Consider the following 12,614-nt stretch of genomic DNA (forward strand, 5'->3'; position numbering starts at 1 on the left):
TGTATGATTTTTGCGCCCTTTCCTCAGGCCAGTGATCTACGATGCGGCTTCCGAACAACCGTGAAGGAGACATATCGATGTCCGATGGAATGTATCCGACCATCACCAGTGAGTACGGGAAGATGCGCCGCGAACTGACCCCCGAGACCGAGGCGGCCTTTCAGGCCTTCAGTCAGAAGGTTTTTGCCGAAGGCGCGTTGCCGGTGAAGATGAAGCAACTCATCGCGGTGGCCGTGGCGCACGTCACGCAATGTCCTTACTGCATCAAGGGGCACACCAAGGCGGCGTTACGTCATGGGGCGACGCAGCAGGAATTGATGGAGGCGATCTGGGTCGCGGCGGAAATGCGGGCTGGCGGTGCCTATGCCCATTCGGCCCTTGCTCTTGAGGAAGCGAAAGCCGCCGCCGGCTGAACGCCTTTACGGCTTTTTCGGCGAGGCGTAGCGTTTGGGACGGCAAAGGAGCTGTCCTATGAAACGCTGGGCTCTGGGAATTGCCCTGGCTGCGCTGTTTACGTGCGCCGTGCAGGCTGCGGAGGTGAATATCGTCGCGCTGGGGGCGAGCAACACGTACGGGTCGGGACGGGGCCGTACCAACGGAGGCGTGCCGTCGTCGCAAGCCTACCCGGCGCAGCTTCAGAGACTGCTCGCGGCGAAAGGTTTGAGCGCGCGCGTCACCAACGCGGGAATTCCCGGCGACACCACGGGCGGAATGCTGGCGCGGTTGAACTCCGCGGTGCCGAACGGAACGACGATCGTGATCCTCCAGCCGGGCGGCAACGATGCGCGGCGCGGAGAGGGTGCCGCGCGGCAAGGCAATATCGCCGAGATCAGGCACCGGCTCGCCGCCCGCCATATCAAGGTGATCATGCTTGGCAATCTCGGCCAGATCGCGCCGAAAAGTGCGCGCGACCCCGACGGCCAGCATTTCAACGCGCAGGGACACGCGGCGTTCGCGGCTTGGCTTGCACCCCAGGTGATCGCAGCTGCACGTGGAAGGTAGGGAGGTCTCGCGCTTTAGTCGCGCGCGGTAACGTTGTCCTCGACGGTCTCAAGCACCTGCGGGTGATTGAACTCGATGGCGAAGCCTTCCTCGAGATGACGGACAACGCGCGCGGCAACCCGGCCGAGCATGACGTGGCTGCCGACCTCCGGCCGCACCTGGCCGGACAGCGCCGCGCCGGAGAGCGACAGGTCGATGATGCGGCACTGCATCTCGCCGCCGCCTGCAAGCTTGAGCCAGCCCAGCGCGTTGCGCGGCACGATACGATCGTGGCGGCGATCTTCGGGCAGATTAAGGATTTCGCGGTTGGCGAGCCAGGTAAGCTGGGCTGCGAGCTTCTCGCGCTTGCGCGGCGTGGCGCTCACCGTCATGGCGAAGCCGTTGTCGAGCAGGCGGGTGATCTTGCCTTCGACGCGGCCGATATGATCGAGATAGGCGACAACCCGCTCGCCGATATTGCCGATGCCGGGTGCCAGCAGCGCGAGGCCGCCGGGGGACATGTTGATGGCCTGACAGGGATACTCGCGGCGGTCGGCGAGCATATAGCGGCCGAGCAGGTGAATCTTCACCCGCTGGAAACGCCGCCGTTCCTCAGCCTGTGGCTGAAGTCTTCTCTGCACCAACGCCATCGCCACGCCCGGACACGGTAAGAGCAAACCATAGGGGCGTCAGGGTTAATGCGGAGTTAGTTTTGGGCGGGCGCAGCGCCCGGAGGCCGCTGAAGACGGGGGCGATGGCTTGGCCAGTTCTCCTGGCCAGTTCCCTTCCGGCATGTTGCCGGTTTTGCTAACCCAAGGGATGGCCAAGAACGACCGGAAGCCGATTGCATTTCAGGATGCTGCAGGGCTCGGCGAGTGGCTGGTGAGTCACCACCAGCGCAGCAGCGAACTTTGGGTGCACATCTTCAGGGCGGGATCCGGCAGGCGGTCGGTGACGTGGACTGATTGCGTGATCGAAGCGATCCGCTTCGGTTGGATCGATGGACAGAAGCTGCCACTCGACGAGACTTCGTTTTTGCAGCGCCTGACGCCAAGGAAGCCAAAGTCGAATTGGTCAGCCAAGAACCGCGAGCATGCGATGAAGCTCATCGCGGAAGGGCGGATGACGCCTGCCGGATTGGTCCATGTCGAGGCTGCGAAGGCTGACGGCCGATGGGAGAGCGCCTACGCAGGCTCGGCGGCCATGACCATCCCGCAAGACTTCCTGGATGCTCTGGAGATGATGCCGGCCGCCAAGGCGTTCTTCCTGACGCTGGATCGCAAGAATCTCTATTCGATCTACTACCGGCTTCACACGGCGAAGCGTCCCGAGACACGCGCCAAGAGACTGGCGCAAATCCTCGCTCAGCTTGATCGCGGTGAGCGCTTCCACTGAAGCGAAGCGACCGGGCCGGAAGGTGATGGCGGTTGCAGGCGCGCCTACCGCAGGCCCTCATAGACCATGAAGCCGCGCGCGATTTCCATCTTGCGCAGGATGCGGGGACCGCGCGGCTGCATTTCGGGTTCGAGATGGCGCCAGGAGGTCAGACCGAAGCGGGTCAGGGTGCCCGGCGCGTCGGTGAGCGCGGCCATCTGGCCTGTGAGGCTGAGCGGCGTGTGGGCGCGATGGCTGAAGGGCAGAAGCAGCAGTTCGAAATGGACAAGGCCGCCTTCGCTCGTCGCGGCGGTGACGCCCGCGACTGTCGGCATCGTTTCCTCGGCCACGATGCCGAGCAGGTCTTCGATCTCCTGATGCGCTTCGCCGGTGAACAGCGCCGAGAAGCTTTCGCCCTTCACGTCGCGGCCGAGCCGCGCGCAAATCCGGGTGCCAGCGACACGGAACGGATATCCGGCGGCGGGATCGTAGGCGAGCACGAAAATATCGCCGAGCAGGCTGCGCACCGGTTCGGGCGCAAGGTTACTGCGGTCCGGGGCCGCCGATGTGCCACGGGCCTTGTCCCAGTATGCGAAGAATTCCCGGTTCGACGGATGCTTCAATTTAATCACCCACCCGGCAAGTCCAGACGTGGGACAGGTCTGTCCCGTGTCCGCACGTTGCGCGGCCCCTTTGCTGTTGTGCGCAAGGATCCGTGCAGCGTCCATGCCGAAGGGGCGATCCGGGCGGGTTAAGGCCGGAATTGTCGCGTTAAGATTAATTTAACTATGAAGTTGAGGCCGCGAGGGAACCGGGTAGTATGCATCTACTCCATACGGCGACGGCTTTTCCCAAGAGACGCCGCCGGGTCCAGACGGTCGAATACAAGTTGAATAACGGGTGGCTATAAGACGGGCCATCGCGCGGGGAGGGGTGGGGATTTCCTTCGCGAAAGGCTGTCATCGATCAAGGGAGGACCTGTCCGGTCCTCCCTTTTTCATTTCTCCCTTGGCCGGATTGCGGCTTTTTCATCCCCGGATGGATACGGGCCGCTTGCGCTGCGGCGCAAAAGCCGTATCTCAGAGGCTGGCTGCCCGATCCATTCCTCGTCCGGGCGGCGACGCGGATCAGATCCTTGCTGGCACCTCCCGAACGCTCTCGCGAACCGATCCTGACGCTGCCGCGTCCGATGACGCTTTTGCTCGTGATCCTGTTCGGGATTCATGCTGTGCGGGCACTGCTGCCGCTGGCGTGGGATCAGGAGATCATCTGGACGTTCGGTTTCGTGCCTGCGCGCTACGAGGCGACGCTGATGGCCGAGCAGATTCCGGGCGGAATCGGCGCGAGCGTCTGGAGCTTCGTCACCTATTCGCTGCTGCATGCCGATCTCGCGCATATCGGCTTCAACATGCTGTGGATGCTGCCGTTCGGCAGCGCGCTGGCGCGCCGCTTCGGTGGCGTGCGGTTTTTCATCTTTCTGGCCATCACCTCGGTGGCGGGGGCGCTGGCGCACCTGCTGACACATGCGCATGAGCTTGCGCCGATGATCGGCGCATCTGCCGCCGTGTCCGGAACCATGGCGGCCTCGCTGCGCTTCGCGTTTCAGCGCGGCAGCTTCCTGTCATTTCGTCGCACCCCGGATGCCGACGCGGCCGCGCGCATCCCCGCGCTGCCTTTGTCGCGCGCGCTGCGCAACGGCAGGGTGCTTGCCTTCCTCGGCGTCTGGTTCGTATTGAACCTCGTCACCGGCCTTGGTGCTATCGAGATCGGCACACAGGGACAAAGTATCGCATGGCAGGCCCATGTCGGCGGTTTCCTGGCCGGTCTTTTGCTGTTCTCGTTGTTCGATCCGGTGCCACGCGGCGGCAACGAGGATAGGCCGGAATTGTCACCGTCCGATATTTCACCGGAGGAAAATCTTTCCTCCCGCGACGTCTGATTCGATTTTTCTTTTCCTTGCAGCCCCTCCCGCGTTGATCCATCATTCGGGTGTCTATGCCGGACTCGCTTCGCCGGTGATGCAACCAAATCGCGGCTGAGTGAGTTGTTCCCGGCTGGACAGATCGCACGGTTCAGAATGCGATCTGCATCACACTATGGGAGGCGCTGGCAATGACGGTTCAGGCAATTCTCGGCACCAAGGGGTTCGAGGTCATCAGCATCCAGGCGGATGCGAAGATGTCCGACGCCATCCGGATGTTAACCGAGCGTCACATCGGCGCGGTGCTGGTGATGAACGGTCACCACATCGATGGCATCCTCTCGGAACGCGACGTGGTGCGCGTGCTCGGCCAGCGTGGCGCGAGCGTTCTGGATGCGCCCGTCAGCGAAGTGATGACGCGTAAGGTCGTGACCTGCCGCCGTGCCGACACCGCCGCCTTGATCATGGAGAAAATGACGAACGGCAAGTTCCGCCATCTGCCGGTGGTGGAGAACGATCGCGTCGTCGGCCTGATCTCGATCGGCGATATCGTGAAGTGGCGCGTCAAGGAATATGAGCGCGAGCAGGAAGCGCTGCGCGACTATATCAAGACAGCTTGAGGTTTCGCGTCACGGCGTGAGCTGCGAGGTGCCGGGCGGCTGGCTCGTGTTCGGCGTAAGCATGTTGATCGCTTCCTGAATCGATTCGACAGCACGCTCGGCCGCGCGTTCGCCGTGTGCGATACATTCTTCCGCGCGATGGAAATCGAACCATCCGACCCGTCCGACGCGCGGAGAGATCAGCACGTCCGGTGGATCTCCCGCGAGGCGGGCGCGGGTGATGCGGTCCTGCATGATGTTGAAGGCATCCACCATCACGGTGGAAATGCCGGGACGGCCGGGCTCGCCGAAGAATTCCCGCTTCATGGTCTTCTCGGCGGAGAAGAACCCGAATCGCTTTTTCTCCGGGGCCAGCGTGGGCACCACGATGTCTTCCGGCGTGCCGTGCGAGACGATGGTGCCATGACCGGTGATGTCGGTGGAGACGTTGCAGGCAATCACAATCTCAGCGCCCATCGCACGCGCCGCCGATACCGGCACCGGATTGACCAGCGCACCGTCCACCAGCCAGCGGTCGCCGATCAGCACGGAGGCGAAAATGCCGGGCAGCGCGTAGGAGGCGCGCATCGCATCGACCAGCCGGCCGTGGGTGAGCCAGATCTCGTGGCCGGTTTTCACTTCCGTGGCGACGGCGGTGTATTTCAGCGGCAATTCCTCGATGGTGATCTTGCCGAACGTGGCGTCGAGTTGTGCGGCGAGCTTGTCGCCGCCGATCAGGCCGGAGCCGTTGAGGCGAATGTCGAGATAGCCGAACACGCTGCGCGGCCCGAGATGCCGTGCCCATGCCTCGAACGTATCGAGATGGCCCGCCGCGTAGGAGCCGCCCACCACCGCGCCGATTGAGGTGCCGACGATAATGTCCGGGACAATGCCGTTGGCGACCAAGGTGCGCAGGATGCCGATATGGGCGAAACCGCGCGCCGCGCCGCCACCGAGGGCAAGACCGATTTTCGGGCGCCGCGGAGTGGGCGCCGCGTCCGTCGTGCCCTTGGTGTCGGACCCGATGACTTGACCGATCCCTTTGAAGACTTCGAGCAATGCGAGGGCCTCCCGATGGTTGGCCGACGGCCTTTGGCGCGGTTTTGCCGCCCGCGGACAGGCCGGATGGCGAACAAGCGGTGGTTATTGTCGGAATGTGACTGAAGCGGGACGTTTTATCCAGATATGTTCTATCCCCAAGCCCGTTTCCGTTCGTCTTTTGGGGAGGTCAACAGGCTTGAATTCGCCGCCTTTTCAGGGAAAAAGCTAGCCCATGACGACATTCCGGCATGGCAGTCTTGTCCCAAGGCGCATGGCGCGCTTTGCGCGCGCCTGTGTGCCTGTCGTGCTGTCCTGCCTGATGTTCGCCGGGCCTGTTTTTGCGCAGTTTCCGGGCGACCAGCCCGCGCCGGTTCCGCCTGGGAGCATCCCGCAGAGCGACTCGGGACCCGCGATCAGCCTCGCGCCGCCATCCGGCGGTTTGCCTGTTCCTCCGGATTTGCCGGCCCAACTGACGCAACCGCCGCTGGCGCCGCAGTTGCCTGCCGTTCAGGCGTCTCCGCAAGGTACGCTCAGCCTCGTCGCGCGTTTCGGAAAGGACCTGCCCGCAGTCAACGGTGGGCTGGTTTGGCGAATCTATTCCGACAAGCCCGGCCCGAACGGCGCGATGCAGCTCATCCGCGAAGAGCGCGCCTCGGCGCCGACGGTCCCATTGCTACCCGGCGGCTATGTGGTCCATGTCAGCCTCGGCCTCGTCAGCGACGTGCGGTCGGTAACGGTGAGGCAGGAGGAGACCACACGCGAAACATTCGATCTCGCAGCCGGCGGTTTGCGGATCGAGGGTCGCGTCGGCTCCTCGAAGATTCCGCAGGGGCAGATCGTATTCTCGATCTACAAGGGCAGTCAGTTCGAGATCGGCACCGGCGACCGCTCGCCGATCGCACAGAACGTCGCGGCGGGCGACGTGTTGATGCTGCCGGCCGGCATCTACTATCTCGTCTCGACCTATGGCGACGCCAACTCGATCGTCCGCTCCGATATTCGCGTGCAGGCCGCGAAGCTCACCGATGTGGTGGTCACGCATCGCGCCGCCGTCATCACGCTCAAGCTCGTCGGCGAGAAGGGCGGTGAGGCACTCGCCAACACCGCATGGTCGGTGCTGACGCCGGCGGGCGACGTCATCAAAGAATCGATCGGCGCGTTTCCGCGCGTGATGTTGGCCGAAGGCGAATACAAGGCCATCGCCAGGAACGAAGGCAAGGTGTTCGAGCGCGACTTCGAAGTGAAGAACGGCGTCGACGGCGAAGTCGAAGTGATGACGCGCTGATTATGACAAATTGTCATAGTCTCTAATTCAGACTAACCATCAAATCAGTTTCATGGCGATCGGTACATGTGAATGCGGCTGGTTTACGCCGCCTTAAGCAGCACCGCATTGGATGCGCGCGCGTGAAGAAGTTGCGTCAGTGCGCGAGGATGCGTTGTGAGTGCCACCAGTGTTTCGAGCGAAAGTGTTATCGGGTCCGATCTGTTCAGCGATCTCTCGGTGCTGAGGCGAAAATGGCGTGCCGCGCTGAAACCGGGATGCACGCTGCCTCCGTTCGAGGACGTGACGCTGGGAAGTCTCGGCCGCATTGCCGATCACATGGCGCTGCTCAAGGGGCAGGGCGGCAATATCGAGATCTTGCGCGCCGGGCGTGAAGTCGAGGCGTGGCTCGAAAACGAGATCCAGCATACGTCGCTCGCCATGCTGCCGCCCGACTGTGCTTTGGCGGTCGCGGAGGCCTGCGCGTCGGCGCAGCACAACCAGAAGCCATATCTGGCCGCGGCCCATTGCGTGCGGCACGGCAAGGTGCAGGTTTATGACGTTCTCGCGCTGCCGATGGCATCCCGCTGGGGCGACGTGCTCACCAGCATCTATGTTCATGCCCACGGTCTCGATTACGATCTGCTCGACGCTGTGTTCTGCGCGACCGATGACGGCGTGCTGTCGCTCGCGGCCATTCGCGATGCTGGAGGCGATCCGGTCGATTTTCAGATCGTGCATCTCAATCAGGGCGCGGCGCGGCTGTTGCGGTTGCCGTCCGACGAATTGCGCTGGCTGCGTCTCAGCGCGGGAACGCATCTGTTGTCGTCCGCCGATGTGCTGGCTCAACTCGTCGAGGCGACCCGCAATGCGGTCAGCGTCCAGATCGAAGTCGAAGGCGACGGCTTCACCCTGAAATTGAATGTCGCGCCGGTCGGCGACATGTTGTCGGTGATCCTGACCGACATCACCGAATTGAAGCGCCGCGAAAAATCGTTCCGCCTGCTGTTCGACGCCAATCCGATGCCGATGTGGGTGTTCGACGCGCAAACCAAGAATTTCCTCGGCGTCAACGACGCGGCAATCAACCATTACGGCTATGACCGCGCTAGCTTCCTGTCGATGAATCTCATCGACATCTGGCCGGAAGACGAGCGTCAGAAACACGCCCGTGCGCTGGACGAGGTTGGCGACGTCTATCAGTCGGCCCATAACTGGCGGCATGTGAAGGCGGACGGCTCGGAGATCGAGGTTCTGACTTTCGGCCGTCGTGTGCCGTTCGAGAGCAAGGATGGCTTCCTGGTGACGGCGGTGGACATCACCGAGCGGCGCAAGGCGGAGGCGCGCATCGCCTATATGGCGCATCACGACAATCTCACCGGCTTGCCGAACCGCGTGAAATTCCGCGAGCATCTCGATCAGGCGCTGGAGCGGAACGGCAGCGGCGAGGAGCGCATCGGCGTGCTCTGCATCGACCTCGACCTGTTCAAGAGCGTCAACGACTCGTTCGGGCATCCGGTCGGCGATCGTCTGCTGAAGATGGTGGCCGAGCGGTTGCACGACGTCATGCCGGCGGAGGCGCTGGGGGCGCGCCTCGGCGGTGATGAATTCGCGATGATCGTGAAACGCAACCCGACGCCGCGCGAACTCAACGATCTTTCGGCGACGCTGATCGCCCGCGTGAGCGCGCCTTACGTCGTGGACGGGCTCGAGCTTGTGATCGGTGCGAGCGTCGGCATTGCGATGTCGCCGGGCGATGGTGCGACCGGCGATGACCTGCTGCGCAATGCGGATATGGCGCTGTACCGCGCCAAATCGGAGGGCGGCGGCGCCCATTGCTTCTTCGAGAAAGAGATGGACCGTCAGGCACAGACCCGCCGCGCGCTCGAATTCGATCTGCGTCACGCGCTGCCCAATGGTGAGTTCGAGCTGCATTATCAGCCGCTGGTCGACGTCGCTGCCAACCGCATCGTCGCCTTCGAGTCGCTCATTCGCTGGCGCCATCCGGAGCGTGGCATGATTTCGCCGGCGGAGTTCATTCCGGTGGCGGAAGATATCGGCCTGATTGTCACGCTCGGCGAATGGGTGCTGCGCGAGGCCTGCAGCGAGGCGGCGAAATGGCCTGCAGACATCAAAGTCGCGGTCAATCTTTCGCCGATCCAGTTCAGGAGCCGCAATCTGGTCCAGACCGTGATCGCGGCGCTGGCGCATTCGGGCCTTGCGCCGACGCGGTTAGAGCTTGAAATCACGGAATCGCTGTTCCTCGCGGAAACCGAGGCGAACCTCGCGACGCTGCATCAGCTTCGCAGCCTCGGCGTGCGTATCTCGATGGACGATTTCGGCACGGGCTATTCCAGCTTGAGCTATCTGCGCAGCTTCCCGTTCGACAAGATCAAGATCGACCGCTCATTCGTGCGTGATCTCGCCGAGCGACAGGATTGCGTGGCGATCGTGAAGGCGATTTCGGGTCTCGGTCAGAGCCTGAACATCTCGACGACGGCCGAAGGCGTCGAGACCGAGGATCAACTCGACCGCCTGCGCGCGATGGGCTGCACCGAGGTGCAGGGTTTCCTGTTCAGCGCCGCCAGGCCGGGCTGCGATATTGCGGGGCTGCTCGACAGGTTCGGGCAGGGGCAATCAAAGGCTGCAGCGCCGGCCGCAGCCGCCATCGCGGCTGCCTAAGGGCTAGAACCGCGTCACGATCTCGCCGAGTGGTGGGCGAGGGCGGTCTTCGATGGTGCGCGTCGGCTTGCCGATGTGGATGAAGCCCGCAATCTTTTCGTTCGGGGCAAGGCCGAGTGCGTCCATTACATCGCGGTCGAACGCGAGCCAGCCCGTCACCCAGTCGCAGACATAGCCGAGCGCGGTCGCGGCATGGATGATGTTCATCGCGCTCGCGCCCGCCGACAATTCCTGCTCCCACGCGGGTACCTTGAAGTGTTCGACAGTCTTGCTCACCACCGCGACGACGAGCGGAGCCTGTGAGAACCGCGTGCGCTCTTTTTCGATCTGATCGGGCGTTGCCTGCGGATTCTTCTGCGCGAACAGTTTTGCGAAAATCTCTCCGGCGCGCGTGCGGCCGTCGCCTTCGAATACGATGAAGCGCCACGGCGACAGCTTGCCGTGGTCGGGCACTCGGGAGCCAATGGTGAGGATGGTGTCGAGCTCGGCCGCGCTGGGGCCGGGGCCGGTCATCTCCATCGGCTTGAGCGAGCGGCGGGTTTTCAGAAGTTCAAGTGCGTCGGTCATATTTGTCTTTCAGGTCTGTCTTGTGACCAACAGATAGGAAGACGCCGATGCCCGGCACAAGGGCGGGCATCGGCTGAAGTTTAGATCGTCTTTAAGCGAGGCCCTTCGCGCGCTTGACGTCCGGCGGCATGGCCTCAAGGGTCAGCGCCTGCAATGCTTCATCGAGCGGCAGCACCGTCTGGCCTTCCTTGCCGAGGCGGCGGATCGAGACGGCGCGTGTCTCGGCTTCCTTCTTGCCGACGACCAGCAGGGCTGGAACCTTCGCCAGCGAGTGCTCGCGGACCTTGTAGTTGATCTTCTCGTTGCGAAGATCGATCTCGACACGCAACCCTGCAGCGCGACACGCCTCGAACACCTCGCGGGCATAATCGTCACCGTCCGACGTGATGGTGGTGATGACAGCCTGCACTGGCGCGAGCCAGAGCGGGAAGTGACCCGCAAAGTGCTCGATCAGGATGCCGGTGAAACGCTCCAGCGATCCACAGATCGCACGATGCACCATCACCGGTGCGACCTTGTTGGAATGCTCGTCGATGTAGAACGCGCCGAACCGCTCCGGCAGGTTGAAGTCAACCTGCGTGGTGCCGCACTGCCATTCGCGGCCGATGGCGTCGCGCAGCACGTATTCGAACTTCGGGCCGTAGAACGCGCCTTCGCCCGGATTGATCGAGGTCTTGATGCGGTTGCCGGACTTCGCCTCGATCTGCGCGAGCACTTCCGTCATCACGCTTTCGGCGTGATCCCATGCGGCATCGGTGCCGACGCGCTTGTCGGGGCGGGTCGAGAGCTTCACCGTGAGTTCGCCTTCGAATCCGAAATCGGCATAGGTCGACAGGATCAGGTCATTGATCTTGAGGCACTCGTCCGCGAGTTGCTGCTCCGTGCAGAAGATGTGCGCATCGTCCTGCGTGAAGCCGCGCACGCGCATCAGCCCGTGCATCGCGCCCGATGGCTCGTAGCGATGCACGATGCCGAATTCGGCGAGGCGGATCGGCAGTTCGCGATAGCTCTTGAGCCCGTGCTTGAAGATCAGCACGTGGCCGGGGCAGTTCATCGGCTTGATCGCGAACCAGCGCTTGTCCTCGGCTTCGTCACCGGCGGACTGTGCCGCGAACATGTTCTCGCGATACCACTCCCAGTGGCCGGAGGTCTCCCACAGTGACTTGTCGAGCATCTGCGGCGCGTTGACCTCGTCGTAGTCACCCGAGAGGCGGCGGCGCATATAGGCGATGATCGCCTGAAACAGCGTCCAGCCCTTGGCGTGCCAGAACACGACTCCGGGACCTTCCTCCTGGAAGTGGAAGAGGTCCATCTCGCGCCCGAGGCGGCGGTGGTCGCGCTTCTCGGCCTCCTCAAGTTGCTTGAGATAGGCGTCGAGATCCTGCTGGCTCGCGAATGCCGTGCCGTAGATGCGCGTCAGCATCGGGTTGTTGGAATCGCCGCGCCAATAGGCACCCGCAACCTTCATCAGCTTGAAGGCGTTGCCGACCTTGCCGGTCGAGGTCATGTGCGGGCCGCGGCAGAGGTCGAACCATTCGCCCTGCTTGTAGATCTTGATCGACTGGTCTTCCGGGATGGCGTCGACGAGTTCGACCTTGAAGCTCTCGCCCTTGTCGGCGAACACCTTCTTGGTGTCGTCGCGCGTCCACACTTCCTTGGTGAAGGGCGCGTCCTTGGCGATGATCTCGCGCATCTTCTTTTCGATGGCGGTGAAATCGTCCGGCGTGAACGGCTCGTTGCGGAAGAAGTCGTAATAGAAACCGTTGTCGATCACCGGGCCGATGGTGACCTGCGTGCCGGGCCACAGCGTCTGCACGGCTTCCGCGAGCACATGCGCGGCGTCGTGCCGGATCAGTTCCAGCGCGCGCGGGTCGTCGCGGTTGATGAATTCGATCTTGGCGTCGTGCTCGATTCCGTCGGTGAGGTCAGACACCACACCATCGAGCGCCATCGCCACGGTGCGCTTGGCGAGCGAGGGCGAGATGCCCTTGGCGATGTCGAGGCCGGTGATGCCCTTGGGGAATTCGCGCTTGGCGCCGTCGGGGAAGGTAACGGCAATCATGTTGGGATTTTCGACGGCTTTGAGGTTGGCGAGGCCGAACTGGAATCCGGACGCGGGCGCTTCTTTGTCAGACATAAATCTCTCCTGTTGCTCACTCCTGCGAACGAGCGCAGGTAAGCGATG

At 63.0% G+C, this 12,614-nt stretch carries 12 protein-coding genes; 7 read left to right on the forward strand and 5 right to left on the reverse strand.

Annotated features, from left to right (window positions below):
- Positions 1–77 precede the first annotated feature (77 nt).
- Both HMPREF9697_RS01125 and HMPREF9697_RS01130 read left to right on the forward strand, forming a co-directional pair.
- Positions 78–413, forward strand: a complete 336-nt coding sequence (locus HMPREF9697_RS01125; RefSeq protein WP_002715305.1) for a carboxymuconolactone decarboxylase family protein — start codon at positions 78–80, stop codon at positions 411–413.
- A 58-nt stretch (positions 414–471) separates the two neighbouring features.
- The gene (locus HMPREF9697_RS01130) at positions 472–1,002 is read left to right on the forward strand and encodes a GDSL-type esterase/lipase family protein (RefSeq protein WP_002715306.1); all 531 of its coding nucleotides are present in this window, start codon (positions 472–474) and stop codon (positions 1,000–1,002) included.
- 14 nt (positions 1,003–1,016) lie between these two features.
- Here the strand turns inward: HMPREF9697_RS01130 and HMPREF9697_RS01135 are convergent, their stop codons facing one another.
- On the reverse strand, positions 1,017–1,631 hold the full coding sequence (locus HMPREF9697_RS01135) for a PilZ domain-containing protein (RefSeq protein ID WP_002715307.1): 615 nt from the start codon (positions 1,629–1,631) through the stop codon (positions 1,017–1,019).
- A gap of 169 nt (positions 1,632–1,800) precedes the next feature.
- Between HMPREF9697_RS01135 and HMPREF9697_RS01140 the strand changes: the two genes are divergently transcribed.
- A complete protein-coding gene (locus tag HMPREF9697_RS01140) occupies positions 1,801–2,376 on the forward strand; it encodes a YdeI/OmpD-associated family protein (protein ID WP_040307760.1) in 576 nt (191 codons plus the stop codon).
- Between the two features lie 44 nt (positions 2,377–2,420).
- Here the strand turns inward: HMPREF9697_RS01140 and HMPREF9697_RS01145 are convergent, their stop codons facing one another.
- A complete protein-coding gene (locus HMPREF9697_RS01145; RefSeq protein WP_040308067.1) occupies positions 2,421–2,978 on the reverse strand; it encodes a PAS domain-containing protein in 558 nt (185 codons plus the stop codon).
- Positions 2,979–3,490: 512 nt separating this feature from the next.
- On the opposite strand from HMPREF9697_RS01145, the gene HMPREF9697_RS01150 reads away from it, so the two are divergent.
- Positions 3,491–4,294, forward strand: a complete 804-nt coding sequence (locus tag HMPREF9697_RS01150) for a rhomboid family intramembrane serine protease (RefSeq protein ID WP_002715310.1) — start codon at positions 3,491–3,493, stop codon at positions 4,292–4,294.
- Positions 4,295–4,467: 173 nt separating this feature from the next.
- Positions 4,468–4,896 carry a CBS domain-containing protein gene (locus HMPREF9697_RS01155; protein ID WP_002715311.1) on the forward strand — a complete coding sequence of 143 codons (429 nt, stop codon included), beginning with the start codon at positions 4,468–4,470 and terminating at the stop codon, positions 4,894–4,896.
- A 9-nt stretch (positions 4,897–4,905) separates the two neighbouring features.
- Here the strand turns inward: HMPREF9697_RS01155 and HMPREF9697_RS01160 are convergent, their stop codons facing one another.
- Positions 4,906–5,934: a patatin-like phospholipase family protein gene (locus HMPREF9697_RS01160; protein WP_002715312.1), complete on the reverse strand. Its 1,029-nt coding sequence runs from the start codon at positions 5,932–5,934 to the stop codon at positions 4,906–4,908.
- 214 nt (positions 5,935–6,148) lie between these two features.
- On the opposite strand from HMPREF9697_RS01160, the gene HMPREF9697_RS01165 reads away from it, so the two are divergent.
- Positions 6,149–7,201 (forward strand): hypothetical protein, encoded by a 1,053-nt coding sequence (locus tag HMPREF9697_RS01165; protein WP_002715313.1) that lies wholly within the window; start codon positions 6,149–6,151, stop codon positions 7,199–7,201.
- Positions 7,202–7,357: 156 nt separating this feature from the next.
- Positions 7,358–9,862, forward strand: coding sequence for a putative bifunctional diguanylate cyclase/phosphodiesterase (locus HMPREF9697_RS01170; RefSeq protein WP_002715314.1), 2,505 nt, complete (start codon positions 7,358–7,360; stop codon positions 9,860–9,862).
- Between the two features lie 3 nt (positions 9,863–9,865).
- Here the strand turns inward: HMPREF9697_RS01170 and HMPREF9697_RS01175 are convergent, their stop codons facing one another.
- Together HMPREF9697_RS01175 and thrS are read right to left on the reverse strand one after the other, a co-directional pair.
- Positions 9,866–10,429 carry a nitroreductase family protein gene (locus HMPREF9697_RS01175; RefSeq protein ID WP_002715315.1) on the reverse strand — a complete coding sequence of 188 codons (564 nt, stop codon included), beginning with the start codon at positions 10,427–10,429 and terminating at the stop codon, positions 9,866–9,868.
- Between the two features lie 91 nt (positions 10,430–10,520).
- Positions 10,521–12,566 (reverse strand): threonine--tRNA ligase, encoded by a 2,046-nt coding sequence (thrS, locus tag HMPREF9697_RS01180; protein ID WP_002715316.1) that lies wholly within the window; start codon positions 12,564–12,566, stop codon positions 10,521–10,523.
- Between the last annotated feature and the right edge of the window lie 48 nt (positions 12,567–12,614).

The organism is Afipia felis ATCC 53690, assembly GCF_000314735.2.
GTDB lineage: Bacteria > Pseudomonadota > Alphaproteobacteria > Rhizobiales > Xanthobacteraceae > Afipia > Afipia felis.

What these genes read in the sequence shown, in the direction of transcription:
- HMPREF9697_RS01125 (WP_002715305.1), top strand. Translation starts at nt 78, where the DNA reads ATGTCCGATGGAATGTATCCGACCATCACCAGTGAGTACGGGAAGATG.
- HMPREF9697_RS01130 (WP_002715306.1), top strand. Translation starts at nt 472, where the DNA reads ATGAAACGCTGGGCTCTGGGAATTGCCCTGGCTGCGCTGTTTACGTGC.
- HMPREF9697_RS01135 (WP_002715307.1), bottom strand. Translation starts at nt 1,631, where the DNA reads ATGGCGTTGGTGCAGAGAAGACTTCAGCCACAGGCTGAGGAACGGCGG.
- HMPREF9697_RS01140 (WP_040307760.1), top strand. Translation starts at nt 1,801, where the DNA reads ATGGCCAAGAACGACCGGAAGCCGATTGCATTTCAGGATGCTGCAGGG.
- HMPREF9697_RS01155 (WP_002715311.1), top strand. Translation starts at nt 4,468, where the DNA reads ATGACGGTTCAGGCAATTCTCGGCACCAAGGGGTTCGAGGTCATCAGC.
- HMPREF9697_RS01165 (WP_002715313.1), top strand. Translation starts at nt 6,149, where the DNA reads ATGACGACATTCCGGCATGGCAGTCTTGTCCCAAGGCGCATGGCGCGC.
- HMPREF9697_RS01175 (WP_002715315.1), bottom strand. Translation starts at nt 10,429, where the DNA reads ATGACCGACGCACTTGAACTTCTGAAAACCCGCCGCTCGCTCAAGCCG.
- thrS (WP_002715316.1), bottom strand. Translation starts at nt 12,566, where the DNA reads ATGTCTGACAAAGAAGCGCCCGCGTCCGGATTCCAGTTCGGCCTCGCC.